This window comes from Rhizobiaceae bacterium (assembly GCA_023953845.1).
Lineage (GTDB): Bacteria > Pseudomonadota > Alphaproteobacteria > Rhizobiales > Rhizobiaceae > Arvimicrobium.
Genome location: JAMLJC010000001.1, coordinates 2025301 through 2052136 on the forward strand (window position 1 = coordinate 2025301; position 26836 = coordinate 2052136).

25 protein-coding genes and 1 pseudogene are annotated in these 26836 nt (G+C 65.3%); 16 read left to right on the top strand and 10 right to left on the bottom strand.

Annotated elements, in window-relative coordinates:
- Position 1: 1 nt before the first annotated feature.
- Positions 2-1015 (bottom strand): sugar ABC transporter permease, encoded by a 1014-nt coding sequence (locus tag M9955_09915; protein MCO5081956.1) that lies wholly within the window; start codon positions 1013-1015, stop codon positions 2-4.
- A 261-nt stretch (positions 1016-1276) separates the two neighbouring features.
- Positions 1277-2632 (bottom strand): ABC transporter substrate-binding protein, encoded by a 1356-nt coding sequence (locus M9955_09920; protein MCO5081957.1) that lies wholly within the window; start codon positions 2630-2632, stop codon positions 1277-1279.
- Between the two features lie 315 nt (positions 2633-2947).
- Here M9955_09920 and M9955_09925 point away from each other — a divergent pair, with 315 nt between their 5' ends.
- A complete protein-coding gene (locus M9955_09925) occupies positions 2948-3970 on the top strand; it encodes a LacI family DNA-binding transcriptional regulator (protein MCO5081958.1) in 1023 nt (340 codons plus the stop codon).
- A gap of 134 nt (positions 3971-4104) precedes the next feature.
- Here M9955_09925 and M9955_09930 read toward each other — a convergent pair whose 3' ends face one another.
- From M9955_09930 to M9955_09960, 7 genes are all read right to left on the bottom strand, one after another.
- Complete coding sequence (locus tag M9955_09930) at positions 4105-4335, bottom strand: type II toxin-antitoxin system PemK/MazF family toxin (GenBank protein ID MCO5081959.1); 231 nt, start codon at positions 4333-4335, stop codon at positions 4105-4107.
- Positions 4335-4601, bottom strand: coding sequence for a PbsX family transcriptional regulator (locus tag M9955_09935; GenBank protein MCO5081960.1), 267 nt, complete (start codon positions 4599-4601; stop codon positions 4335-4337). The genes M9955_09930 and M9955_09935 overlap by 1 nt, the downstream gene beginning before the upstream one ends.
- 65 nt (positions 4602-4666) lie before the next feature.
- Complete coding sequence (gene aguB, locus M9955_09940) at positions 4667-5548, bottom strand: N-carbamoylputrescine amidase (GenBank protein ID MCO5081961.1); 882 nt, start codon at positions 5546-5548, stop codon at positions 4667-4669.
- The gene (locus M9955_09945; protein MCO5081962.1) at positions 5548-6579 is read right to left on the bottom strand and encodes a histone deacetylase family protein; all 1032 of its coding nucleotides are present in this window, start codon (positions 6577-6579) and stop codon (positions 5548-5550) included. The genes aguB and M9955_09945 overlap by 1 nt, the downstream gene beginning before the upstream one ends.
- Before the next feature lie 130 nt (positions 6580-6709).
- Positions 6710-7348 (bottom strand): hypothetical protein, encoded by a 639-nt coding sequence (locus tag M9955_09950; protein MCO5081963.1) that lies wholly within the window; start codon positions 7346-7348, stop codon positions 6710-6712.
- 79 nt (positions 7349-7427) lie between these two features.
- Positions 7428-7760 carry a four-helix bundle copper-binding protein gene (locus tag M9955_09955; protein MCO5081964.1) on the bottom strand — a complete coding sequence of 111 codons (333 nt, stop codon included), beginning with the start codon at positions 7758-7760 and terminating at the stop codon, positions 7428-7430.
- A 12-nt stretch (positions 7761-7772) separates the two neighbouring features.
- Positions 7773-7985: a hypothetical protein gene (locus M9955_09960; GenBank protein MCO5081965.1), complete on the bottom strand. Its 213-nt coding sequence runs from the start codon at positions 7983-7985 to the stop codon at positions 7773-7775.
- A gap of 212 nt (positions 7986-8197) precedes the next feature.
- Between M9955_09960 and M9955_09965 the strand changes: the two are divergent.
- The 11 genes and pseudogenes from M9955_09965 to M9955_10015 all read left to right on the top strand — a co-directional run bounded on the left by M9955_09965 (position 8198) and on the right by M9955_10015 (position 21457).
- Positions 8198-8845 (top strand): annotated as a pseudogene (locus tag M9955_09965) (protein-L-isoaspartate(D-aspartate) O-methyltransferase).
- A 189-nt stretch (positions 8846-9034) separates the two neighbouring features.
- A complete protein-coding gene (locus tag M9955_09970; protein ID MCO5081966.1) occupies positions 9035-9781 on the top strand; it encodes an FCD domain-containing protein in 747 nt (248 codons plus the stop codon).
- 48 nt (positions 9782-9829) lie between these two features.
- The gene (locus M9955_09975; protein MCO5081967.1) at positions 9830-10813 is read left to right on the top strand and encodes a substrate-binding domain-containing protein; all 984 of its coding nucleotides are present in this window, start codon (positions 9830-9832) and stop codon (positions 10811-10813) included.
- An 81-nt stretch (positions 10814-10894) separates the two neighbouring features.
- On the top strand, positions 10895-12802 hold the full coding sequence (locus tag M9955_09980; GenBank protein ID MCO5081968.1) for a sugar ABC transporter ATP-binding protein: 1908 nt from the start codon (positions 10895-10897) through the stop codon (positions 12800-12802).
- Positions 12799-13764, top strand: a complete 966-nt coding sequence (locus tag M9955_09985; GenBank protein MCO5081969.1) for an ABC transporter permease — start codon at positions 12799-12801, stop codon at positions 13762-13764. The genes M9955_09980 and M9955_09985 overlap by 4 nt, the downstream gene beginning before the upstream one ends.
- A gap of 10 nt (positions 13765-13774) precedes the next feature.
- Positions 13775-15730 carry a hypothetical protein gene (locus tag M9955_09990; GenBank protein ID MCO5081970.1) on the top strand — a complete coding sequence of 652 codons (1956 nt, stop codon included), beginning with the start codon at positions 13775-13777 and terminating at the stop codon, positions 15728-15730.
- A gap of 45 nt (positions 15731-15775) precedes the next feature.
- Positions 15776-16759, top strand: coding sequence for an SDR family oxidoreductase (locus tag M9955_09995; protein ID MCO5081971.1), 984 nt, complete (start codon positions 15776-15778; stop codon positions 16757-16759).
- A 55-nt stretch (positions 16760-16814) separates the two neighbouring features.
- Complete coding sequence (locus M9955_10000; protein ID MCO5081972.1) at positions 16815-18083, top strand: four-carbon acid sugar kinase family protein; 1269 nt, start codon at positions 16815-16817, stop codon at positions 18081-18083.
- Positions 18080-18733 (top strand): aldolase, encoded by a 654-nt coding sequence (locus M9955_10005; protein MCO5081973.1) that lies wholly within the window; start codon positions 18080-18082, stop codon positions 18731-18733. The genes M9955_10000 and M9955_10005 overlap by 4 nt, the downstream gene beginning before the upstream one ends.
- Positions 18733-19494 carry a TIM barrel protein gene (locus M9955_10010; protein MCO5081974.1) on the top strand — a complete coding sequence of 254 codons (762 nt, stop codon included), beginning with the start codon at positions 18733-18735 and terminating at the stop codon, positions 19492-19494. Before M9955_10005 ends, M9955_10010 begins: the two co-directional genes overlap by 1 nt.
- A 403-nt stretch (positions 19495-19897) precedes the next feature.
- The gene (locus M9955_10015) at positions 19898-21457 is read left to right on the top strand and encodes an ATP-binding protein (GenBank protein MCO5081975.1); all 1560 of its coding nucleotides are present in this window, start codon (positions 19898-19900) and stop codon (positions 21455-21457) included.
- A gap of 28 nt (positions 21458-21485) precedes the next feature.
- Here the strand turns inward: M9955_10015 and M9955_10020 are convergent, their stop codons facing one another.
- Entirely contained in the window at positions 21486-21773 is a 288-nt protein-coding gene (locus tag M9955_10020) for a DUF3175 domain-containing protein (GenBank protein MCO5081976.1), read from the bottom strand.
- 467 nt (positions 21774-22240) lie between these two features.
- On the opposite strand from M9955_10020, the gene M9955_10025 reads away from it, so the two are divergent.
- From M9955_10025 to M9955_10040, 4 genes are all read left to right on the top strand, one after another.
- Positions 22241-23908, top strand: coding sequence for an amidohydrolase (locus M9955_10025; protein ID MCO5081977.1), 1668 nt, complete (start codon positions 22241-22243; stop codon positions 23906-23908).
- 94 nt (positions 23909-24002) lie between these two features.
- Positions 24003-25097, top strand: coding sequence for an ABC transporter ATP-binding protein (locus M9955_10030; protein ID MCO5081978.1), 1095 nt, complete (start codon positions 24003-24005; stop codon positions 25095-25097).
- Between the two features lie 2 nt (positions 25098-25099).
- Complete coding sequence (locus tag M9955_10035; protein ID MCO5081979.1) at positions 25100-26023, top strand: ABC transporter permease; 924 nt, start codon at positions 25100-25102, stop codon at positions 26021-26023.
- A complete protein-coding gene (locus M9955_10040; GenBank protein MCO5081980.1) occupies positions 26016-26822 on the top strand; it encodes an ABC transporter permease in 807 nt (268 codons plus the stop codon). Before M9955_10035 ends, M9955_10040 begins: the two co-directional genes overlap by 8 nt.
- Positions 26823-26836 lie beyond the last annotated feature (14 nt).

A 26836-nucleotide genomic window follows, 5' to 3' on the forward strand; every position in this document is an offset into this window, starting at 1 on the left:
CTCAGCGCCCTCCCATCTCTTTGTTGGCCTGGCGGATGTTCCAGATCATGATCGGCAGCACGGCCAGCATGATGATGATGGCGATGGTGGCGCCGCGGCCGAAATCGCCGCCGCCGCGGAACATCCAGTCGAACATGAGATTGGCGAGCACCTGGCTGTTCCACTGCCCGTTGGTCATGGTCAGCACGATGTCGAACACTTTCAGCACGAGGATGGTGATGGTCGTCCAGACGACGGCGATGGTGCCCCAGATCTGCGGCACCATGATCTTCCAGAAGATCTGGAAGGGGTTGGCGCCGTCGATCACGGCCGCCTCGATCGTCTCCTCGGGAATGCCGCGCAGCGCCGAGGACAGGATGACCATGGCGAAGCCCGTCTGGATCCAGATCAGGATGATCATCAGGAAGAAATTGTTCCAGAAGGGCAGGGAGATCCATACCTGCGGCTGCCCGCCGAAGGCCTGCACGACCGCGTTCAGGATGCCGATCTGGGTCTGGCCGTCGCCGCGATACTCGTAGACGAATTTCCAGATGACGCTGGCGCCGACGAAGGAGATGGCGAGCGGCAGGAAGATCAGGCTCTTGGCGATGGTGCCCCACCAGATGCGGTCCGTCAGCACGGCGATGATGAGGCCGAAGAAGGTGCAGGCGGCGGGCACCACGGCGAGCCAGAGCAAATTGTTCAGGATCGAGTTGCGGAACTCGCGGTCGCCAAAAGCCCATTCATAGTTGGCGAGCCCGACGAAGTTCTCGCCGCCCCGGTCGTGGAACGAGAGGATCAGGGTCTGGACGACGGGATAGATCAGGTAGACGACGAGGATGGCGAGGGCCGGGCCGAGGAACAGCCATGGCCGGATCAGCCCCTGACGACGCAGATTGTCGACCGCCGTTCCGCCGCTGACGCCGCGCGCCGGAAAGATGAGGTCGAGCAGCTTGTTGGCGCCCCAGAAATAGGCGACGCAGCCGCCGACGCCGACGATGATGACAAGGATCGCGGAGAATATCTGGGCCGCCACAGGTCCCTCCCTCGTGCGGACTGACTTGCTCTGCTTCTGCCTTCGGGCGGCGCGCGCCGCCTCTGTTCACTCGGCCATCCGCTCCCGTCAGAGCGAGGAGACACACGGAAAGCCGCGCTGCGAGCTGATCGCTGCGCTCACGCCGCGATCCCCTCGCTCCGCCGGGAGGGGATGGCCGAGTGACAGATCGAACGCAATTTACGACCGGGATACGTCCGGTCCCCGGCCCGTGGCGCAGCCGCCCGGGCCGGACGCCGAAAACTACTTGATCGCGTCCCAGCTCTTCTGGATGTCGGTCGCGACCGCCTCGGCCGGCTTGCCGCCGACGAGGTCGATCATGCCCGTCCAGAAGGCCCCCGCGCCGATCTTGCCGGGCATCAGGTCCGAGCCGTCGAAGCGGAAGGTGGAGGCGTTGACGAGGATGTCGCCCTGCTTCTTCAGCGCTTCGTTGGCATAGGCTTCCTGCTTGGCCGTCTTCAGCGGCGTCAGCAGGCCGGACTGCGCCATCCAGATCTCATGCGCCAGCGGCATTTCGAGGAATTTTATGAAAGCGCGCGCGGCCTTCGAGTCCTTGGTGATCGAGGCGAAGGTGCCCGCGCCGAGCACCGGCGTGCCGAGTTCGGGCTTCGCCGCCATCGGCGGCAGGTAGAAGAAGTCGGCATCCTCGCCAAGCTTCGTGCCTTCCGGGAAGAAGGACGAGATGAACGACGCCTGACGGTGCATGTAGCATTTCGGCGGGATCTCGAAGAGACCCTTCGGACTGTCGCGGAAATCGGTCGCCGCGACCGCCGCCTTGCCGCCATTGACGTATTTGTCGTTGGTGGCGATGTCGGCGAAGATTTGAAGCGCGTTGACGACGGCCGGATCGTTGAACGGGATCTCGTTCTTCGTCCACTTGTCGTAGGTTTCCGGCGGCGCGGTGCGCAGCATGATGTCCTCGACCCAGTCGGTCGCCGGCCAGCCCGTCGCGCCGCCCGAGCCCAGCCCGATGCACCAGGGCGTGCCGCCGTCGGCGACGATCTGGTCGGAGAGCTTAATCATGTCTTCCCAGGTCTTCGGCACCTCGTAGCCGGCTTCCTCGAAATTCTCCGGCACGTACCAGACCAGCGACTTCAGGTCCGCCTTATAGGGGAAGGCGAAGAATTTCTCCGCCCCGTCCTTGTCCTTGAAAGTGCCGAGGCCGACCCAGGATTCGCCGGCGCCGTAATTGTCCTTGACGAATTGCGCATCAGCATCGTCGAGCGGCGTCAGCAGGCCCTTGGAAGCGAGGTCCTGAATCAGGCCGGGCTGCGGCAGGATGGCGATGTTGGGCGGGCTTCCGGCCTGCGTGTCGATGACGATCTGCTGCTCGTAGTTTTCCGACGATGAGTATTTCAGCTCGACGCCTGTCGCCTCGGTGAAATAGTCGAGCACGGAGCGCACCAGCGCCTCGTCCTCGCCGCGCCACGGGCCGAAGATCGTCAGCGTCTCGCCCTTGAGATCGGTCTTCTTCAGTTCCTCGAAGTTTTCCCAGGTGAAGCGGGAATCTTCGCCCGGCTTGAATTTCAGTTCGGCGGCGGCGGGCCAGCTGAAGGCCATGGCGGCGAGCGCGACGCCCGCGAGAAGGGTTTTCCTCATGCGTTCCTCCCAGTTCGACACTCGTTCCCCCGGACCTCCTCCGGGTGCCCCGCCCTCACGGAGCATGCGCCCGGTCGCGGAACGGCACAAGTGGCCGCACGGGACCTCAAAGCGCTTTGGATTGCATCAATTGGCCATTAATCCAGCCTGACGTCAAGGGTCTTTGCAAATAAATCGATTGAAATTATTTAGTGAGCTATTTTCTCCTTGCCGTTCGGCTGCTTATTCGAAAGTCTCGGCATCGCCGGATTGATGCGCGTGTCGTTTCGCCGGATTTCATGGCGAAAATTGAAAGCGCTTTGAAGGACTTTGGTTTTGAACCTGAAACAGCTTTCCTCCATGCTCGACCTGTCGCAGACGACGGTGAGTCGCGCGCTGAACGGCTATCCCGAGGTAAGTGAAGAAACGCGACGCAGGGTGGTGGACGCAGCCAAGCGGCACGGCTACCGCCCCAATCCCAGCGCGCGCCGCCTCGCCACCGGCAAGGCGGGCATGATCGGCTATGTCATGCCGACCGGTGCGTCGGTCGACATCGATCCGCATTTCGTGGAATTCCTGTCCGGCCTCGGCGACTATGCGCGCGGCCACGATCTCGACCTCGTGCTCTCGCCGACGGAGGCCGGCGACGAGGAGACCACCTACCGCCGGGTCGTCGCCAACAAGCAGGTCGACGCGGTCTACGTGTCCTCGCCGCGCCCGAACGACCGGCGCATCCGGCTCCTGGAGCAGCTTGGCCTGCCCTACATCGTGCATGGGCGGAGCGAAGGACTCGGCTTCGACTACCCGCATATGGACATCGACAATGAAGGCGCGTTTCACGAGGCGGGCCGCCTGCTGACTCAGCTTGGGCACAGGCGCGTCGGGCTGGTCAACGGCGAAATCACGCAGACCTTCGCCATCTTCCGCGAGCGCGGCCTGAAACGGGCGCTCGCCGCCGCCGGTGTGACGCTCGATGCGCGCAATGTGCGGTCCGTCGCGATGACCGAGGAGAACGGTTACCGCTCGACCATGAATATCATGGGCCGGCCGGATCGCCCGACCGCCCTTGTCTGCTCGAGCCTGATCATGGCGCTCGGCGTGATGCGGGCGTTGAGCGAGCTTGGCCTCTCCGTGCCGGGCGACGTCTCGCTGATAGCGCATGACGACGTCTTTCCGTGGCTGAAGCCGGAGAATTTCGCGGTGCCGCTGTCGACCACCCGCTCCTCGATCCGCGCCGCCGGCGCCCGCATCGCCGAGCGGCTGACTGCCCGCCTTTCCGGGGCGGAGACCGACGCCCGCGCGGAGGTATGGCCGGTCGACCTCGTCGTCCGCGGCTCGATCAGCGCGGTGAAGGGTTAGAGCTATTCTCCGGGATCGATTGCGCTCACCACACGGGAGACGATTTCATCGACGATGGAAGGATCGAGCTTCTCCACGAAGCGGGCCGAGCCCGCGCGTACACGCGCTTCGACGTCGAAGCTGCGCACCTGATTTCAGACTGCGATTCCGGTCGTTTCATGGCCGGTGATGGCCACGGCGAGGCCAATCTGCCTTGAGAAAGTTCCACCTGTCGTGACGGGAACCGTCATGCAGACCCCGAGTGCGTTGATCTGTGTTGGTGTGATGACAACAAAACGGTGGCGATTCTTCATTTCGCGGCCGGCTACGGGATTGGGATCGATCCAGTAGATGTCGCCGCGACGGGGAACGCCGCTGCGTACCATCAGGAAATCTCGCGACCGAAGGGGTCGCCTTCGCGTGCCCATGCCGTTTCGGCACTAAGCCTGATCATTTCCTCCGCGCCTTCAAGCAGTTCGTTTAGTGAATAACGCCGCCTCGCGGTCCTTTCAGGACGCGCGACGAGTTCACCGTCAACGACGCTCAACGACAATTCGCCGCCGATCTCGACATTCATGAGCTTGAGCAAGGCAGGCGGAATCGTCACTACGGCCGCGCCGCCCTGCCGTCTGATCCTGGAAGTCACTGCCATGGAAAGAAACCTTAGAGATGTGCAACATATATAGCACATTATGCTGATAGAAACCAGAGTTCTGTTCAACTCGTCTCCCCGTCCAGCGTCGCCAGCGCCCCGTAAAGCTCCGGCCGGCGGTCGCGGAACAGGCCCCATGCGGCGCGGTCGGCGCGCATCTTTTCACGGTCGAAGACGGTAGTGAGCACCACCTCGCCGTCGCGGCCGGCCTCGGCGCGAAGCTCTCCGGAAGGACCGGCGATGAAGGAGGAGCCGTAATAGGTCTGCGACGTGCCGTCGACGGTCTCGGTGCCGGTCCGGTTGGCGGCGGCGACCGGCATCAGGTTCGCTCCGGCATGGCCGCGCATGGTGATGCGCCAGTGCTCCATCGAGTCGAAATCCGGCCGCCCGGGTTCCGAGCCGATCGCCGTCGGATAGAGCAGGAATTCCGCGCCCATCAGCGCCATGGATCGCGCCGTCTCCGGAAACCACTGGTCCCAGCAGACGCCGACGCCGATCGTGCCGAACCGGGTCTTCCAGACCCTGAAGCCTGTGTCGCCGGGATTGAAATAGAATTTTTCGGAATAGCCCGGTCCGTCCGGAATGTGCGACTTCCTGTAGACGCCGAGCGCGGTTCCGCGATCGTCCACCATCACCATCGAATTGTAATGGGCCTGGTTGTGGCGCTCGAACAGCGAGACGGGAATGACGACGCCGAGTTCGGCGGCGAGCGCCTGCATCGCCCGCAAGGTCGGATGGCCGTCGAGTTCACGGGCGCGGGCGAAATGTGCCGGGTTCTGCCGCTGGCAGAAATAGTGGCCGTCAAACAGTTCCTGCACGAGCACGATGTTGGCGCCACGTCCCGCCGCCTCGCGCACCAATCGTGAGGCCGTGGCGACGTTTTCGTCCGCATGGTCGGTGCAGGCGAACTGCACGACGCCGAGCGTGACTGTGTTGACGGTTTCCATCAGCGATCCTCGAAACCTGTCAGCACGCCGACCGCGTTGATGCCGATCTCGTCCACCGCATAGCCGCCCTCCATGACGAACAGCGTCGGCCGATTGAGCCGGGCGATCCGCCGTCCGATCTTCGGATAGTTGGCGCTGGTGAGCTTGAACTGGCTGATCGGGTCCTTCTCGAACGTGTCGACGCCGAGCGAGACGACGACGACGTCCGGGCCGTAGGCGTCGAGCTTGCGGCAGGCGTCGTCGAGCGCGGCCTCCCATTCGCCGAAGCTCGTGCCGAAGGGCATCGGATAATTGTGGTTGAAGCCTTCGCCTTCGCCCTTGCCGGTCTCGTCGGCATGGCCGAGGAAGTACGGATACTCCACCATCGGGTCGCCATGCAGGTTGAGAAGCTGCACGTCGCCGCGTTCGTAGAAGATCTCCTGCGTGCCGTTGCCGTGGTGATAATCGACGTCGAGGATCGAGACGCGCGCCGCGCCGTGATCGCGGAACCATTGCGCGGCGACGGCGGCATTGTTGATGTAGCAATAGCCGCCCATGAAGGCGCTGCCGGCATGATGGCCCGGCGGGCGGCAGAGCGCGAAGGCCGCCGGTTCCCCATCCTTGACCAGCTTCGCGCCGGTCAGCGCCACGTTATAGGACGATTTTATCGCTTCCCATGTGCCGGAGACGAAGTTCGCGCCCGCGTCGAAGGAATAGAAGCCGAGCAGCGCGTCGATGGATGACGGGCGCTTGTCGCCGCGCAAGCCCCGCGTCGGCCAGGTGAAGGGGATGGTCGAGCCGCTGCGCCCGGAGGCTTCCCAGAGCGGCCAGACCGTGGGCATGAAGTCGATGAAATCCTCGCGATGCACGCGCTTTGCGTGGGAAAGGTCGTGCTCCTCCGGCGGCAGGATCGGACCGAGCTTCACCGCCTCGACGCGCGCCTTGATGATTTCGGCGCGCGACGGTTTTTCGAAGGCCGGGACGATCGCGCCCGAAATCAGCTCGAAATTGCCCGCATGGCCCGCATGTTTCGGCGAGAAGATCGTCTTCATCGAAAATCCTTCCTTCGTCCTGACCCTAGTTAGACGGGACGGGATCGCGCCGACAAGACGTACCGGTTGCGCCAGGGAGGAAGATCGGGGGAAGCGCTCCATCGGGCAGGAGCGCGCGGGCGCTTGTAGCCTACGCTCCGGTTTCGCTGTTCCGGGCGCCGACCGGCTTGGATTCGGGCGATCCCTTGTGCCGCAGGAAAATGGACAGCACGACCAGAAGGGCTGTCGACAGGAATTCGGATTGCCAGTTCTGGAAGGATTCGAACCAGAGTTGCGCCTCGAAGACATAGGCGATGGCGGATTTCACCTCGCCGCCATGCCGTATCGCCTCGTCGTTCGCGGCTATCAGGCTGGACCACCAGTGCAGGGAGAAGGACGCGACGAACAGCAGCGCCAATGCGATGCCGAGCGAATAGGAATAGAGCCATGCCATGAGGGGACTGCGCTTGCGCATCTCGCGAGGCAGTTGATCGTCCGGACGGAAAGGGTCGTCCGGATCGCGCGACTCGGCGGAGCCTCGCTGATACAGCATGGCGGTCAGTACCACGTAGCACGCCATCTGCAGGAACTCGCTTTCCCAGTTCTCGAACAGGGCGGAGAGGAAGCTGCCGCCGGTGACATAGTTGATAAGGCTGACGGCCTCGCCGCCATGCTGCCGGAGCTCCTCGTTGTGCGCCGAATGTCCCGACCAGATCATCCCCGCCATGCTGAACAGGAACAGCCCCGCAAGAACGAGCGTCAGCCCATTGTCCCGCCAGAAAGATCTCACCGCCAACTCCTGGATACCGGCATCAAGCGTCAGGGTCCCGCCAAAGTACGAAAAGCCCGGCAGGCGGAATGGAAAGTCGTCAGCCGGCCATCCTGCGGCAGCTTTCAGCGCAGCGGCGGCACGCATCCACGCAGTCCTGCATGCCGCCGATGCGCTCGCAGTCTTCGGCGCACTCCGTGCAGATTTCGGCGCATTCCGCGCAGGTATGCCTGTGGTGCGGCGAGCCGAGCAGCATGAAATGAGCCGACGTCCGGCAAATCTCGGCGCATGCCATCATGAGCGTGAAATGTTCCTTCTCGACATGCGCGCCGCCCATCTCGAGGCAGTGGTTCATCGCCGTAGAGAGGCAGACGGAATAGCAGCGCAGGCATTCTTCGACACAGGCCTGCATTTCGGCATCGAGCTGAGACATGGCCATCTCCCTCTAGGGAAGCCGGTTTGCGGCGTGGTCCTGTTCCTGCGCCGTCTTGATCGCGTTGCCGTCCTGTCCGCGTTCCTTCGAATGCTGCTTCTTGTCACGGTTCGAGAGAATCTGGTTCTCTCCGACGGCGCCTTCGTCGAGATCGGTCATCGCGCCCGCGCCGGAGCCCTTTCCCTGGGTCCCCTTTCCGAAATGCTTCTTGTCCCCTTGGGCCATGGTCGTTCTCCTCGCATATGGGCTGCGGCCGATCTTCGGAAACCCGAGGCAGCCGGATTGGTTCCGGAATTGCGGGTATGCGTCGATGAGCCTGCCGGGCGGGAAACTTTCGACGGGTCAGGCATTCGACAAGCCGGCTCGGAAAACCTACATCCGGCTGGATGCCATGACGCGCTATGACGATACGCCGGCTGCGCCGACCCCGAAGGCCCATGCTCGATTACGAACACGCCAGACACCGTATGGTCGAAGAGCAGATCGCGCGCAGAGGCGTGCGCGACGGGCGGGTGCTTTCGGCCCTGCGGCGGGTCCCGCGCGAAGCATTCGTGGACGAGGGGTTCGAGGAATTCGCATACGAGGACAGCCCGTTGCCGATCGGCAGCGGGCAGACGATCTCGCAGCCTTTCATCGTTGCCAGAATGGCGGAGGCAGCCGAAATCAAGGCGTCGGACCGTGTCCTGGAGGTCGGTACGGGTTTTGGCTATGCGGCGGCGGTTCTGGCGGAACTGGCGGCCGAGGTTTTCACGATCGAGCGCTATCGCGAACTCGCTGAGCAGGCCCGGAAGCGGCTGCACGCTTCGGGCTATCGCAACGTCTCCGTCAAGGTTGGCGACGGCAGCAAGGGCTGGCCGGAGAAGGCGCCGTTCGATGCCATCGTCGTGGCGGCCGGCGGCCCGTCCGTTCCTCTGTCCCTCCAAAGACAACTCGAGATCGGCGGGCGTCTGGTGATCCCGGTCGGCGACAGGCGCGAAAGCCAGCGCCTGCTTCGTATCACGCGCATCGGCGACGACACGTTCGATCAGGAAGATCTGGGCGGGGTGATGTTCGTTCCGCTGATCGGCGAAGAAGGCTGGGTCGACGAAACCGGCAGATAGCGTTTGCTGCGTTCGGCGTGACGCCGAATGGCGGCGGCATCGCGTGCGCTCCGGCGCTCGTCTCCAGGCAAGAAGCGGTTGCGACGATCCCGACGCGGAATCGGGTTGACAAGCCGAACTCGGCGGGCTTACTGGTCCATTTACCGGACCACTAGACCTGTGGAGGCAGGCAGCGTGGACATACGCACGATACTGGCGGACGACGGCACGGCGCTGAGCGGCGTGCCGAAACAGTCCATGAAGGATTTCGTCGTCCAGAAGATCGCGACGTTCATCGCGACAGGTATTCTGGATGTCGGCGACCAGCTGCCCAGCGAACGCGAACTCGCGGCGGCGCTTTCGGTCAGCCGCGAGACGGTGCGCGGCGCCATCCTCATTCTCTCGACGCGCGGCATCCTCTCCGTCACGCAGGGCACGCGGACAGTCGTCGCCTCCACCGATCTCGGCGAACTGGCGTTCCAGTCGGCCCGCTATCGCGACATTTCGGCCTACAGCCTCGACGACGTGCATGAGGCCCGGCTCCTCATCGAGGACAAGGTGGCGCGGGCGGCGGCTCTGAGGATGGAGCCGGCGACGCTCGACACGCTGCGCAAGTCGATCGCGGCGCAGGAGGCTGCGAGCGACGATCCCGTCCGCTTCCTCATATGCGACCGGGAATTCCACACGGCCGTCTACCGGGCCGGGGGCAACGCCGCGCTCGCCGACATGGCCGCCGACCTTTATTCGTACCTGCTCGATCATCGCCGGCGCGCGGTCGCGCAACCCGGCAGGATCGCCACAAGCATCGCCGACCACAGGGCCATCCTCGCCGGCCTGGAAGCGCGCGATCCCGACGCGGCCGCGAATGCCTTCGCGGTCCACGAAACCCGTATCTACACCACGACCAGACAGCTTTTCATGCAGTCCGCCCGGAAGGAATGAGGGGCGCTCTGCCGGGAAAATCATGCAGCACAACAGGAGGAGTTCCACATGCTGACAAGACGTCTTTTCGCCACCGCCGCTCTGGCCGGGTTCACGGCCATGACCGGCATCGCCGGCGCCATGACCACCGCCTTCGCCCAGTCGAAGGAACTGGTCTATCTGACGCCGGGCCTTGACCTTGCGTTCTGGCGCTATCTCTCGAAGGGCATCGAGAATGTCGCCACCGAAGGCGGCTATACCTATCAGGCGCTGGATTCCGGCAACAACGCCCAGACGCAGCTGAAGAACGCCAAGGACTCGATCGCGCGCGGCGTCGCCGGCATCATCATCTCGCCGACCGACAGCTCGACCGCGCCAGCCGTGCTCGACCTCGCCAAGCAGGCGAACATCCCCGTGGTGATCGCCGACATCGGCACCGACAGCGGCGACTACGTGTCCTTCATCATCTCGGACAACTACCAGGGCGCAAACGGCGTCGGCAAGGCGCTGGCCGAAGCGATGAAGGCCGCCGGCAAGGAAGACGGCAGCGTCGGCATCGTCGGCATCAGCCAGGCCCGCCTCAACGGACAGGCCCGCACCAAGGGCTTCAAGGACGCGCTGACCGAGGCCGGCATCACCAAGGAAGCCGGGCTGCAGCAGATGCAGACCTACACCGCCGACGAGACGTTCAAGTTCACGCAGGACATGACGACCGCGAATCCGGACATGAAGGGCCTCTTCGTCCAGACCGACGGCCCGACGCTCGGCGCGCTGCAGGCGATCAAGTCGGCCCGCCTCACCGGCGAGGTTCTGGTCGCCGGCTTCGACGGCGTGCCGGAATTCGTGCCGCTGCTGCAATCGGGCGAGCTGGTCGTCTCCGGCATGCAGCAGCCCTATCTGATGGGCCAGGAATCGGCGCGCGCCATGGTCGCGCATCTCGAAGGCAAGACGCCCGAGAAGGAAGTCCTCGTGCCGATCAAGATCGTGACCAGCAAGAACATTGAGCAGGAGCTTCCGGTCATCAAGGAAACCGTCTTCGCCAACGAGATGTAATCGGCGGCTTGCCTGACATATGCTGTCCGGGGGACCGTTCCCCCGGACACCTTTTCTTATGAGCCTGGAGTGCGTCCGCTGATGGTTGACGGCAGCAAGACCCACGAGCCGCTGCTCGTGGCTCGTGGCGTGACCCGCATGTTCGGCAACGCCTACGCGCTTCGCGACGCGACGATCGCGCTCCATCGGCATGAAATATGCGGATTGCTTGGCGCGAACGGCGCGGGCAAGTCCACCCTCTCGCGGATCATCTGCGGCCATCTGCCGCCGACCAGCGGCGAGATCCTGTTCCGGGGCGCGCCGTTGACGATCGGTTCGGCGCGCGACGCGCTGCGTTCCGGCATCGCGCTGGTCGCGCAGGAAACGAGCCTTGCGCCGGACATGAGCGTGCTCGAGAACATCTTCCTGCCGAGCTATGCCATGCCGGGCAGGCTCTCCTACACGCAGCTGCGCCAGAAGGCGCGGGAGATCCTGTCGGAACTCGGCCACGATCACGTCCTGCCTCTGGACATGGAGGTGCGCCGGCTCTCCGCCGCGCAGCGCCAGCTCGTCGAGATCGCCAAGGCGCTGGCGCTCAACGCCGATCTCGTGATCTTCGACGAGCCCACCGCCTCGCTGTCGCCGACCGAGGTCGACCGGCTCTTCGACATCATGGCGAGGCTGCGCGACAGCGGCAAGGCGCTCGCCTTCGTCTCGCATCGGCTGGAAGAGGTCTTTGCCATCACCGACCGCGTGACGATCCTGCGCGAAGGCAAGACAGTGGCGGACGGGCTGCCGACGGCCGGGCTGACGCAGAACGACATCATCCGCCACATGGTCGGCCGCGACATCGGCAACGTCTATCGCAAGACTGCAGCCGTCCGGGAAACAGGCGAGCGGCCGGTCGCGCTGGAGGTGACGGGGTTGAGCGCGCCGCCCGCCGTGCGCGACGTCTCGTTCTCGGTGCGCAAGGGCGAGATACTGGGGCTCGGCGGGCTGGTCGGCGCCGGACGTTCGGAAAGCGCCGAGGCCGTCTTCGGTCTGCGCCACCGGACGGGCGGCCGCATCGTGATGGGCGGCAAGGAGCTTGCGGCGCGAAGCCCGATCGCCGCCATCCGCGCCGGCATCGGCATGGTCGCGGAGGACCGCCGCGCGCAGAACATCGTGCCGGACATGACGGTCGGCGAGAATTTGTTCCTTGCTCAGATGGGCAGGCACCGCGGCTTCGGGCGCGGCCATTCGGCACGGCGCAGGCAGGCGGCGGACCTCATCGCGCGACTCGGGCTCCCCGCGGACCGCATGGACGCCAACCTCCTGCATTTCTCCGGCGGCATGCAGCAGAAGGTCATCATCGCGCGCTGGCTGCTGATCGAGCCCGAGGTCCTCATTCTGGACGAGCCGACCAAAGGCGTCGACATCGGCACGCGCCAGACGATCTATGAGCTTCTGCGCGAGGTGGCCGGGCGCGGCATTGCCGTGGTGGTCATCTCGTCCGACTTCGAGGAACTGCTCGGGCTCTGCGAAAGGGTCGTGGTCATGAGCGACGGCTATACGATCGCCGACCTGCCGGCCTCGCAGCTCAATGAGGAAAGCCTGACGCTGCTGGCCGCGCCCAGAAGCTCGGCCGAGCGCAATGCGGCTTTCCTTCGCGACCTCGTTTCCAGCTATGGCGGCACCGCCTTCTGGGGGCTGATCGACGAGGGCCAGTTCGTGTGCCTCGCCGTCGCCGAAGCCGACAAGGCCGCGCCGATGGGTTTTGCCGCCGGCAACGTCTATGCCGCCGGGGAGACGCCGATACCTGCCGCCCTCGGCGCGCATGCGCCCGGCCTCGTCACCGAGACGGACGGGCGTTCCACGCTTCTCACGTGCCTTTCCAACCGCCGCGGCCATGATCTCGGCTGGATCGGTCTCAGCCTGCCGCCGGGCGCCTCTATCCCCGACGCGGAAGCCCTCTCGGCCCGCATGGCCACCCTGTTCGAAACATCCAAACCCGAAGAGGTCGACGCATGAGCGCGCCCAGCCGGTCCTTTGCGCTGCCGAAGATCGCCAACACGCTGGAGGTCCGCATGCTCGGCCTCGCCGTCGTGCTCGCGGTGATCCTGTCCTTCATCTCGCCGCACTTCTTCACCGAACGCAACATGTTCAACATCCTCGACCAGTCGGTGGTGCTCGGCATCGTCGCGGTGGGCATGACGCTGGTGATCCTGACCGGCGGCATCGACCTTTCCGTGGGCTCCGTCGCTGGGCTGACGGGCATCATCCTGGCGCTGTTCCTGAAGGAGTTTCCCATTCCCGTGGCGATCGTGCTGGCGATCGGATGCGGCGCCCTCATCGGGCTGTTTTCCGGGGTGCTGATCGCCGTGTTCGGGCTTGCGCCCTTCGTGGTGACGCTAGGGGTCATGGCGATGGGACGCAGCCTTGCCTACATCGTCTCCGGGCAGCGGTCGATCTCGGGCCTCCCCATGGGGCTGCAGGATATCGTCTATACGACCCTCCTCGGCATTCCGACCAATGTGATCTTCCTGCTGGGGCTCTACCTCGTCACATGGGCCTGGCTGACCTATTCGAAAGGCGGGCGCACCATCTACGCGGTCGGCTCGAACATCGACGCCGCGCGGGCCGCTGGCCTCAACACGCTGTTCTATTCCATCTTCCCCTATGTCGCGTCGGGCGCGCTCGCCGCAACCGCGATGACCTTCTCGCTTGCCCAGATCATGTCGGCCGACCCGATCGGCGGCAACCAGCTCGAACTCGACGCCATCGCCGCGGTGGTGATCGGCGGCGCCAGCCTCTATGGCGGCCGTGGCTCGATCTTCGGCACGCTGATGGGCGTGCTCATCATGGTGATGATCCGCAACGGCCTCAATCTGCTCGGCGTCTCGCCCTTCTGGCAGGGCACCGCCATCGGCGCGATCATCATCCTCGCTCTGCTGGCCGAGCGGCTGATCACCTGGAAATCGCGCCGCGTGTAGGAGGACACAGATGACCCTTTCCGAACCGTCCCGCGCCGTCCGCATCTACGGCACCGAGGAACCCCCGGCCGAGGAGCGGCTGCTGAAGGCCGGACCGCTCGGCGTGCTGTTCGACGGCGCCAACCTGCGCGACATCCGGATGCATGGCGAGGAGGTGATCCGCGCCATTTCCTTCGTGGTGCGCGACAAGGATTGGGCGACGCTCATACCATCCATCACCGATCTGGCCGTGGAGGAGGCTGCCGGCCGTTTCCGCGTGAGCTATCGCGCCGGTGTCGTCAGCAAGGGTGAGACCTTCGACTACACGGTCGAGATCGAAGGCACGGCGGCGGGCGTGCTGACCTATGCGGGGCGGGGGCAGACTTCGACCGGACTTCTCACCAACCGCACCGGTTTCGTGGTGCTGCATCCGATCGAGGGCGTCAGCGGCGCGCCGGCCGCCATTGTCCATACCAATGGCGAGAAGGTCGAGACGCGCTTCCCCGACATAATCGATCCGGTCCAGCCGATGATGGACCTCCGCGAAATCTCGCATCGCACGCCGGGCGGACAGGAGGTCAGTTGCCTGATGGAAGGCGACGGATTCGAGATGGAGGACCAGCGCAACTGGACGGACGCATCCTACAAGACCTATGTCCGGCCTCTGGCCTTGCCCTGGCCCTACAGGATCGAGCCAGGTGAAGTACTCGACCAGAAGATCACCGTAACGGTCACCGGGACGCCCAAGACTACGGCATCGCGGGGCGGCGATGCTATCGTGCTGGCGCTTGGCGATGCGTACGGAGCGATTCCGCCGCTCGGGGTCGGGCTCCAGCCTGAGGATGCCGCCGCGACCCTTGAGCATGCCGATAGGCTTCGCGGTCTCGGCCTGTCGCATGTGATCTGCCATCACGATCCCCGCCGCGGCCACGATGCGGCGACGCTCGCAAAGCAGGTTGAGGCCGTCCGGGCGATCGGAGCCGAGCCGTGGCTAGAAGCGGTGGTGGAAAATGTCGACGACGACGCGGCTGCCGCCGAAATCCGCGCGCTCGGCGAAACCGCCGCCACGCTCGGCAAACCGTTCGGCACGGTGCTGGTTTCGCCTGCGCCGGACCTCAAATGCACGCTGCCCGGCAGCGTCTGGCCGCCCGCGCCGGATGGGGCGAAACTCTACGCTGCCACGCGCGCGGCCTTTCCGGACGCGCGCATCGGCGGCGGCATGTTCTCCTTCTTCACGGAGCTGAACCGCAAGCGGCCGCCGACCGAGGCGATCGACCTCCTGACCTTCACCACTGCTGCGATCTTCCACGCGGGCGACGACCGCTCGATGATGGAGACGCTGGAATGCCTGCCGCATATCGTGCGGACGGTGCCCGTCATCGCCAAGGGTCTTCCCTATTCGGTGGGACCGTCGGCGATCGGCCTGCGCGACAACCCCTATGGCGAGGCGCCCGTCGCCAATCCCGGCAATATCCGCCAGGCGGTGAACTTCAACGATCCCCGCCAGCGGGGCGTCATGGGAACCGCCTGGAACCTCGGCTATTTCGCGGCCTTCGCCGTGGGCGGGGCCGAAGCGATCGCGCTCGGCGGCGCGGTCGGGCCTTTCGGCGTGCTGTCGGTGCCGACGCCTTTCCCGCAGCCGGGTTTCGCGGGCAAGGGCGAACTCTATCCGGTTTGGCATGTGCTGCGGGGGCTGGCGCGCCTGAAAGGCCGACCGATCCGCCCCGTATCGGCTTCCGTCGCCGGAGCCGTGCGTGGCATCGCGGCCGATACCGACGCGGGAACCGAGCTCTGGTTGTTGAACCCGTCGCCGTCCTCGCTGTCGGTGCGCTTGCCGGACGGGTTCGCCTCGGCCGCCGTGCTGGATGCCGACGCCTTCGCCGAGGCGAGCCGCCGGCCCGATCTGCTTGACGAACTCTCACGGCTGGCGGGCTCGATCCTGACACTCGACGCCTATGCTGTGGTGCGCGCCGTCAGGCCGTCCTGACTCCGGCGCATTGCAAATGACGTTGCCAGCATAGAGCGGAACACGATGCACATACTCATCATCGGCGCGGGTGGAATGATCGGCCGCAAGCTCGCCGCGACGCTGGCGCGTTCCGGTGCGCTCGGCGAACGGAAGATCGAACGGATGACGCTTGTCGACGTGATCGACCCGCCGGTACCGGACGGCATCTGGACGGTCGACGCCTTTTCCGCCGATCTGTCCTCTTCCGGTGTGGCGGAGGATCTTGCCGCGCGCCGGGCGGACGTGATCTTCCATCTCGCCGCGATCGTGTCCGGCGAGGCCGAGCGCGATTTCGAGAAAGGGTACAGGATCAACCTCGACGCGACGCGGGCGCTGTTCGAGGCGATCCGGCTGGAAGGCGCGCGCCAGGCCTATATCCCCCGTCTCGTCTTCACCTCGTCGCTCGCGGTCTATGGAGCGCCGCTGCCGGACCCGATCCCGGACGAATACATCTTGGCGCCGCTGACCAGCTACGGGACGCAGAAGGCCATAACCGAGCTTCTGCTTGCGGATTACTCGCGCCGGGGGTTCTTCGACGGCATAGGCATCCGTCTGCCGACCGTCGTCATCCGGCCCGGAGCACCGAACGCCGCGGCGTCGGGATTCTTCTCGGGCATCCTGCGCGAGCCTCTCGCCGGAAAGCGTTCCGTCCTGCCGGTCGAGGAGACGGTCAAGCACTGGCTGGCGAGCCCGCGTTCCGCCGTCGCATTCCTTGTCCACGCCGCCACACTGGACACGTCATCCCTCGGGGCGCGGCGCACGCTCAACATGCCGGGCGTGGCCGCCACGGTCGCGGACCAGATCGCCGCGCTCCGGCGTGCCGCCGGACCCGGGGCCGAGGCGCTGATCGACCGCCTGCCCGACGAAACGATCGAGAAGATCGTCGCGGGGTGGCCGAAATCCTTCACGCCTGTGCAGGCGGCGGAACTGGGATTCGTCGCGGAGAGCAGCGTCGACGAGCTGATCGAAGTCTATCTTGAGGAAGATGCTCCGGGAGCCCACCCGTGAACGCGCCGCTCGGGAAAACGCTTTTCGCAAGCCAGAACATCGAGGGTGGACTGACATGATTCTCGGATGCATCGGCGACGACTTCACCGGCTCCTCCGATCTGGCGAACACGCTGGCCAAGGGCGGCATGCGGACGGTGCAATACAATGGCGTGCCTTCGGCCGCCGCCGATCCGGCGGTCGAGGCCGGCGTCGTCGCGCTGAAGACCCGCACCATTCCGGCGGCCGACGCGGTGGCGCAGTCGCTCGCCGCGCTCGACTGGCTGAGGCGGCAGGGATGCCGCCAGTTCCTGTTCAAATACTGCTCGACCTTCGACTCGACGCCCGAGGGCAATATCGGGCCGGTGCTGGACGCGCTTTCCGACGCGCTGGGCGCGAATCGCGCCATCGTCTGCCCGGCCTTTCCCGCGACGGGACGGTCGATCTATCAGGGCCATCTCTTCGTCAACGACAGGTTGCTCAGCGAATCCGGCATGGAGAAGCATCCGCTGACGCCGATGACCGATCCGGACCTCAGGCGCTGGCTGGCGCTGCAGACCGGACACCGCGTCGGCCATGTCGGCTATGGCGTCGTCGCCGGAGGACCGGCGGCGATCGCGAACGCGATGGACGAGGCGGTGGCGAAAGGCGCGCGATATCTGGTAGTGGACGCGATCCGCGACGAGGATCTGGCGGCGATCGGCGAGGCCGCCGTCGGCGACATCCTGCTCAGCGGCGGGTCCGGCATCGCGCTCGGCCTGCCGGCGAATTTTCGCAGCGCCGGCCTGATCGGCTCCGCCCGTTCCGAATGGGCGGGCGCGCAAGGCCCGTCGGCGGCGTTGTGCGGCTCCTGCTCTATCATGAGCCGGCGTCAGATCGCCGAACACGGATCGCGATTTCCGGCGCGCGAGGCGGACGCCGACGCGATCGTCGCCGGCGCGGCCGATCCCGGGGATTTTGCGGAGTGGGTCATGGCGGGACAGGACGCGGACGGCCCTCCTCTGGTCTATTCCTCGGCGGAGCCCGAGGTGGTGGCAGCGGCCCAGCAGCGATACGGCCGGGAGAAGGCGGCTGGCGCGGTGGAAGGCTTTTTCGCCGCGCTTGCCCGCGAACTCGTCGCGCGCGGGGTGCGCCGGCTTGTCACGGCGGGCGGCGAGACCTCCGGCGCGGTCGTCTCGGCGCTGGCCATCCCGTCGTTCGAGATCGGACCGGAGATTGATCCCGGCGCTCCGGCCCTGAGGGCGGGCGGCACCGGCATGACGCTGGCGCTGAAGTCCGGCAATTTCGGCGGTCCTGACTTCTTCGCCAAGGCTGCGCGCATCCTTGCGGGAGACCTCGGCCGATGAGCGAGGAGAGCAGGCTGCGCGAAGCGATCTGCCGCACTGCCGCGTCGATGTTCGCGCGCGGGCTGACCGCCGGAAGCTCCGGCAACATCTCGGCCCGTCTCGGTGACGGCCGGTTGCTGGTGACGCCGACCGGCGCGTCCTTCGGCGAACTCGACCCGTCGCGCCTTTCGCTCTTCGACGCCGAGGGGCGTTTCGTCTCCGGCGACAAGCCGACCAAGGAAATGCCCCTGCATTCGGCATTCTACGAGACGCGCGGAGCGAGGACGGGCGCCGTGGTGCATCTGCATTCCACCCATTCCGTCGCCGTCTCGCTTCTGCCGGACATCGATCCCGACAGCGTCTTCAAGCCGCTGACCGCCTACTCGATCATGCGGCTCGGCAAGGTGAAGCTGCTTCCCTATTTCCGCCCGGGCGATCCGGCGATGGGGGATGCGGTGCGGGGCCTCGCCGGCAAGCGCTCGGCGGTTCTGCTCGCCCACCATGGCCCGGTCGTCGCGGGCAAGGATCTTGACGCGGCGGCCTACGCCATGGAGGAGCTTGAGGAGACGGCCAAGCTTACCCTGCTCACCCTTGGCATGCGGCCGAAGCTTCTATCCGACGCGGAAGTCCGCGGACTGGTTGAGCATTTCGACATCGAATGGGACGACTGATGCATATATCGGCCAATCTGGGATTTCTCTTCCGCGACCTTGCCTTGCCCGACGCGATCCGCGCTGCGAAACGGCAAGGCTTCGATGCCGTCGAGATGCACTGGCCCTATGAAACCGATCCGGCGGCGGTCTCCGCTGCACTCGCCGAAACGGCACTGCCGCTGCTCGGCGTCAACACGGCGCGCGGCAACCTCGACGCCGGCGATTTCGGGCTCTCGGCGCTGCCGGGGCGCGAGGCGGAAGCACGCGCCGCGATCGACCAGGCGGTCGCGTGGTCCGTCGCCACCGGCTGCCGCAACATCCACGTCATGGCGGGAAAGGCGGTGGGGGAGGAAGCGTTCGCCGCCTTCGCGGAGAATCTGCGCTATGCGGCCCGGGAAGCGTCTCCGCACGGCATCGGCATCCTGATCGAGCCGCTCAATCCGCGCGATGCGCCCGGCTATTTTCTGGCCGATATGCCCACGGCGCTTCGCGTGGTCGAGGCGACGGACGGCGCGGCGAAGGTGATGTTCGACTGCTATCACATGCAGATCGTCCACGGCGATCTCCTCCGCACGGTCGAGCGGCACCTGTCCGCCATCGGCCATGTCCAGTTCGCCGCCGTGCCCGACCGCGCCGAACCGGATAACGGCGAGGTCGACTACGGCTGGCTGCTGCCGGCGATCGCCGGGGCCGGCTATGCCGGCGCATTCGGCGCGGAATACCGGCCGCAAACCAATTCCTTCGAGTGGATGAAACGGTTCGCCCCGGAAAAGCTCTAAAGCATGTCGCCCGAAAGTGGGAACCGGTTTCGGGACAACGACATGCGAAAAAACAATAACTTAAAGCGTGTCGCCTGATACCGGTTCGATGCGACACGCTTTAGGTCGAAACGTTCCGCTCGTGTGAAGCCGGCGAACGAACTGCGCGGGTGTCCGGCGGGCGTCTCCGGCGGTTGCCCTCGCTTTCAGGTTCGGTCGAAGAAAATACCTTGAAAGGAGCGCGGCTTTTTCACTTATGTTAGTTTCGCGGATCGTCTGATGGCATATGCCGGAGCACTGTCCATTCCGTATGGGCGGCTTCGGATATTCTCGCGATCGATAGTCTTCGCCGCCATTGGCGCCGCGTGGTAGCTTGCGTTTTGCGTACCGGCTTTGGCCGATGGATGTTGTGGTGAGGGACACGATGTCTTCGTCGTCGGATTGGCGGAATCGAACGGCTGGCTGGCGCTATGTGGTGATCAACCCGCTGCCGGCGACCTTGCTGAACATATTGATGCTGGTCGCCATCGGCGGGCTCGGGTCGCTGATGATCTGGCAGAATTACAGCGCCGCGCTCAAGGCGGGCGAGGCCCGGGCGAAGTCGTCCGCCCATGTCGTCGCGGCGCATATGGAATGGATGATACAAGCCAGCGACCAGGCGCTTCGGCGGATCGACGCCGCGCTCGGCAGTGAGCCGATCAGCACGTCCGTCGACGCGATCGCCAGCATCACCGATGCGGTCGGCGAACTGCCCAGCGGATTTCAGTATTCCGTCTACGACGAGGCAGGGCGACTGCGATTGTCGAGCGTGCCCGAAGCGATCGGAATATCGGTCGCGGACCGCGAATATTTCCAGAGGCTGCGAGACGGCGAGCAGATCGTCATCTCGCCCCAGCTTGAGGAGCGCCTGAGCGGACAGCAGGTCTTCGTCATCGCCAGACGCATCGAGCGCGGCGGCAGGTTTCACGGCGCCGCGAGCATCGCCGTACCGACATCGGCGATGGACACGTTCTGGAGCGCGATGGAACTGGGGCCGCACTCCACCGTTTCCGTCATCCGCACGGATGGATGGCTCGTGGCGCGGCATCCCGCGCTCGACAGCGCGATCAACCTCAGCAATACGCCGCTTTTCTCCACCTATCTGAAAGAGCATCCCAGCGGCTTCTACCACAGCGCAGTCTCGCCGGCGGATGGCCTTTCCCGCATCGTCGGATACCGGAAGGTCGATAGCTGGCCGCTCGTGGCCACGACCGGTGTGGAGCGCGGCGAAGCCATGCACGACTTCTGGACGAACCTGCGATCGGGCCTGACGCTGGGATTGCCGGTGATCGGCCTGCTCATTCTCGGCACCATATGGATCGTGCACCTGCTTCGCGCCGACACGGAAAGACGCTTGCAGCTCGAACAGGCCCTCGAACGGAACCAGTTCCTGCTTCGCGAGATCCATCACCGGGTGAAGAACAATCTGCAGGCCGTATCGTCTCTGGTGCAGTTGCAGACGCTGGACCCCGACGCCAAGACCGACATGCGGCGGCGTATCGCGGCGATGGTCGCGGTGCACGAGCAGATCTACCGATCGGACCAGTTCGATCGTGTGGAGCTCGCTCCCTATGTCGACCGGCTCATCAAGGACATAGCGGCGGGATACACCAGCAACGTCGATGTCGAGATGAAGCTCGACGCGGTCAGCATCGGGCGCGATCAGGCGCTCCCGGTCGGCCTCATCATCAATGAACTCGTTTCGAACGCTTTCAAGCACGCATTCGCCAAGCAGAAGAAGGGACGCCTCGAGGTCTCGCTGACCCGCGACGGCGAAAACGTCCGCCTGGTCGTCAAGGATGACGGCCCCGGCTATGTCCCGGGCCGCCGGAAGGACGGCATGGGCAGCCGGCTGATCGGCGGTTTCGTCCAGCAGGTCGAGGGGACGCTCGACACGGACACGTCGAACGGTACCCGGGTGACGGTGACGTTCCCGCCGAACTGACGGCACATGCGATTTCGGGCGCGGGCGCTCAGTTGCCGGCCGGCCTGTCATAGGCCCGGCGCAGTTCGTCCTTTGCTTTCTCCAGCACTTTCCTGCGGCTCTCCGGAAGGTTCTTGCCGGCACGATTGATGTAGAAGGTCAGCATGGACATGGCGGAGCGGAAAGGTTCCGTCTTGCGCTTCGTGCTCCTGTCGGCCGAGCGCTTCAACGACGCGGCGATCTCCTTCGGATCGTCTTTCTCGAACACATGCGGTTCCAGTTCGAGCGCGTCGCTGTGCTCGGTCACCTCGGCGGACCATTTTTCCTTTTCTGCCATGGAGCTTCTCCGGTTTCGTTCGGCTATCGAAATGCCGTGGGCGCCGGGAAATCCGGCACGGAGGGCACTTCGGGCGGCGTTCCGGGCGGTATTTCGATGGGCTCTCTTTCCGGTGACGGAACCGGGTCCGGCGTCGGCGGAGGAATGCCGGGCGGCTCGTCCGGTTGCGGCGTCTCGGGCGGAAAGGGAGGCCGGGCCGGCTCCGGATTGGGATTGCCCGATGTCGGCTGCGGGATGTCGGGATCAGGCGTGTGACTGTTCATCGAACATGCGCTCAGGGTCTATCAACCCTAATTCGAGCGCGCGCGAAGTGTTCCTTGCATCGGCTCGCGACTGTCGAGGCGGTCGTCATCGGCGGACATTCGCTGGCACAATCGGCTACCCGCCCGCTGAGCCAGAAGAGCGGCTGGCGCATGTCGTCGCGACAGTGCTAGCCTTCCGGCCCTGCCAACATTCGTGGGAAAAGCATGGCGGAGCACGCCGACCTGATTGTCGTCAACGCCAGGGTGCTGACCGTCGACGATGACAATCCGAGAGCCGAAGCCGTGGCGGTGAAGGGCGACCGCATCGTCGCCGTGGGCGACAGGTCCGCCGTGACCGATTTCGCCGGTCCGGCGACCAGAATTCTCGATGCGGCGGGCGGCTCGGTCGTGCCCGGCTTCATCGAGGCGCACATGCATCTTTTCGCCGGCGCGGCGGAACTCTCGCATCTGCAGCTTTCCGGCGTTCACGGTTTTGATGCGCTGGCAGAGGCCGTCCGCGCCCACGCCGCCGCGCATCCCGGCAGCGGCCTGTTGCAGGCGCAGGGGACCGACTACACGATCCTGTCGAAGGACGAGCCGGTCACGCGCCATCACCTCGACCGCATCATGCCCGACCGGCCCTTCGCCATGACCGCGTCCGATCACCACACCATGTGGGCGAACACGAAGGCGCTGGAAATGGCGGGCCTGCTGCACGGCAGGAAGCTCGGCCCGGGCAACGAGATCGTCATGGGCGCCGATGGCCTGGCCGAAGGCGAGCTGCGCGAGAGCGAGGCGTTCCGACCGCTGCTCGACGCCGCCGGCGAGGGCAGGGCGCGGCTGGGGTTGGACACCGGCGGCGAGCCCGAGCCCTATCCGACGCCGGCCGGCAAGGCCGCCGACCGCGCCGTGATGAAGCGCGGGCTCGAATGGTGCGCGCGCCACGGCATCACCTCGGTGCAGAACATGGACGGCAACCTCTACCAGCTCGAACTGCTGGGCGAGCTGGAGGCTGAGGGTGATCTCCTCTGCCGCGTGAAGGTACCGTTCCACTTCAAGAATTTCATGACGACGGAGATGCTCGCCAGGGCGAGCGCGATGGCAGAACGATACGCGTCCGACTGGCTGTCCTCCGGCATGGTGAAGGTGTTCATGGACGGCGTGCTGGACAGCTGGACCGCCGTCATGATCGAACCCTATGCCGACCGGCCGGGATGGGTCGGCGAGCCGCTTTTCACGCAGGACGCTTTCGACGCGCTGGCCGTCGAGGCCGACCGGCGCGGGCTGCAGATCGCCGTCCACGCCATCGGCGACGGCGCCGTACGCTCCGTGCTCGATGGCTACGCGGCGGCGCGGCGGGCGAACGGCATCCGCGACAGTAGGCACCGCATCGAGCACATAGAGGTCGTCCATCCGGACGACATCCCCCGCTTCGCGGCGCTCGGCGTGCTGGCCTCCATGCAGCCGCCGCATCCGCCCGGCCTCGCCGGCTTCCCGCTGGAGCCGACCGTCTCCCGCATCGGCCGCGAGCGCTGGCCGCTCTCCTACGCATGGCGTACGATGAAGGACGCCGGCGCGCATGTCGTCTTCGCCTCCGACTGGCCGGTGGCGCCGATCGATCCGATTCTCGGCATTCAGGCGGCGATGCGGCGCAGGCCGTGGGCCCAGGGCAATCCGGACCAGAGTTTTGGCCTGATGGAGGCGCTTGCCGGCTATACGGCGGAGGGTGCCTATGCCGAGTTCGCCGAGGATCGTAAGGGCAGGCTGAAACCCGGTTATCTCGCCGACCTCGTCGTGCTTTCAGGCGATCTCGAAGCTACGCCCGCCGATGCTCTGGCGGCGATACGGCCGGTGACGACCATCGCTGGAGGAAGGATCACCTACGAGGCCTAGACGCATCGCACCGGGTTGCCAAGGCCGGTGCCGTGTGCTGACATCGCATCGGGAACGAAGGCGCCGACAGAGCGCGGCAGACAGTGGGGTTCGCGTGCCGGAAAAGCCGGATCGGAATGCCGTCGAGGTCAAGGGTGTTTCCAAGGTCTTCGGGTCTGGCGACGCGCAGTTCGCGGCGTTGAAGGATGTCGACGTCGCCATTCGCGAGAACGAGTTCTTCACCCTGCTGGGGCCGTCGGGCTGCGGCAAGACCACGCTGCTCAGGCTGATCGCCGGCTTCGACTATCCGACGTCCGGCGAGATCCGCCTCTATGGCGAGGATATCGCCGCGCTGCCGCCTTTCCGGCGGCCGGTGAACACGGTTTTCCAGAGCTATGCGCTCTTCCCGCACATGACGGTCGGCCAGAACATCGCTTTCGGGCTGGAGATGCTCGGCAGGCCGAAGGCCGAGATCAATGCGCGCGTCGACCAGATGCTCTCGCTGGTGCGCATGCAGGAGCTCAGGAACCGCAAGACCAGCCAGATTTCCGGCGGCCAGCAGCAGCGTGTGGCGCTCGCCCGCGCGCTCGCGCCGCAGCCCAAGGTGCTGCTGCTCGACGAGCCGCTCTCCGCGCTCGACTACAAGTTGCGCAAGGAGATGCAGATCGAGCTGAAGCGCCTGCAGAACGAGACGGGCATCACCTTCATCTTCGTCACCCACGACCAGGAGGAGGCGCTGACCATGTCGGACCGCATCGCGGTCATGTCGGCCGGGCGCATCCTCCAGGTGGGCGGCCCTCACGACATCTACGATCATCCGGCCGAGCGCTTCGTGGCGGACTTCATCGGCGAGACGAATTTCCTGCCGGCGACCGTGATGTCGGTTTCCGAAGGCCGGGCGTGGATAAGGCTGTCGTCGGGGATTGCGATCGCGGCGTCGCTGCCCGCCGGCTTCACGCCGAAGGAAGCGGTGACCGTGGTGGTGCGGCCCGAGCATGCGCGTCTCATGCGCGAGGACTCCACGCTGAACGGCACTGTGGACAATGTCGTCTATTTCGGCACCGACACGCATTTCCACGTGACGCTGGACGACGGCAGCCGCTTCATCGTACGCCAGCAGAACGCCCGCGGCGGCGGACCGGATTTCGCAGCGGGCGGCCGCGTCGGCATCTTCATCGGCGACGATGCCGCCCAGGTGCTGAAGGACTGACCATGGCAAGCGCTGCGGAGGTCGCCCTGCAGGCCGAGCGGAAGGACATCCGCTCCCGCTGGCTTCTGTCCGCGCCGGCCCTCGTCATCATCTTTCTCGCGGCCATCGGCCCGCTCTTCGTCATGCTCTATTATTCATTCCTGGTGAAGGGCGACTACGGCGACGTCAAGCTCGGCCAGTATTCGCTGGACGGCTGGTTCTCCGTGCTGTTCGAGCGCGACATATTCGACGATACGGTCGGCTTCGCCAGCGCGCACATCTCCATCTGGTGGCGGTCGGTGAAGCTGTCGATCGTGACGACGCTGCTGACGCTCCTGTTCGGTTTCCCGACGGCCTATTTCATCGCCACGCGCCCGGCGCGGACGCGCGAGGTCTGGGTCTTCCTCGTGACCATTCCGTTCTGGACGAATCTCCTGATCCGCACCTTCGCCATGCAGCAGGTAATCCGCAACGAGGGCATCCTCAACACGGTCCTGATCTGGAGCGGCGTCGTCGACCAGCCGGTCCAGATCATGTACACCGATACCGCCATCCTTTTCGGCATGGTCTACGTCTACCTGCCGCTGATGGTGCTGCCGCTCTACGCTAGCATGGAGAAGCTGGATTTCCGGCTGGTGGAGGCAGGCTACGATCTCTACGCCACGCGGCTGAAGGTGCTCTGGCGCATCATCATCCCGCTGGTCAGGCCGGGCATCGTCGCCGGCTCGATCCTCGTCTTCATCCCCTCGCTCGGCGCCTACGTCATCCCGCGCGTGCTCGGCGGCGGCAAGAACATGATGCTGGGCAACCTGATCGAGCAGCAGTTCGGCTCGGGCCGCAACTGGCCGCTGGGCGCGGCGATCTCGATCACCCTGATGGCTGTTGTGATGCTGGCCCTTCTCGTCTACGTGCGCAACGAAACCCGCTCCGGGGCGCAGCATGGCTAGAAGGGCGGCCTTCGACCTGCGCAGCCAGCCGGGCTTCACCTTCCTGGCGCTCTTCACCTTCTTCGCGCTCTATCTGCCGATCGCGGCGCTGGTCGTCTATGCGTTCAACGCCGGTGAATCGATCGCCATATGGGAAGGCTTCTCGCTGCGCTGGTTCGTGTCGGCGGCCGAAAACGACCGCGTGCAGGATGCGGCGCTGCGCTCGCTGGTTCTGGCCGTCTGCGCCGCGTTGATCGCCACCGTCGCCGCCACAATGGCCGCCATCGCCACGACACGGACGAAACCCTATCCGGGGCTGACCTTCAAATACGCCTTCATCAACCAGCCGCTGATGGTGCCGGAGATCGTGACGGCGGTGGCGCTGCTGATCGTCTTCTCCCGCGTCAAGGTATGGACCGGATATTCCGGCCTCGGCTATCTGATCGCGGCCCATTCCGCCTTCTGCATTCCCTTCGCATACCTGCCGATCCGGGCGCGGCTGGAGAGCATGGACCTGACGCTGGAGCGGGCCGCCGCCGACCTCTACGCCACGCCGTGGAAGGCCTTTCGTTTCGTCACGCTGCCGTTGCTCAGGCCCGGCATCATCGCCGGCTTCATGCTGGCCTTCGTCATTTCGCTGGACGACGTCGTCATCACCGAGTTCGTGAAATCGGGCGGGCAGGATACGCTGCCGACATACATGCTCGGCCAGCTCCGGCGCGAGACGACGCCGGAGATCAACGCCATCGCCACGGTCTTCCTGCTGATCTCCGTCGTGCTCGTGACCGTCTTCTTCTTCATCAACCGCCGTAAAACGTAACAAGACAATCAACG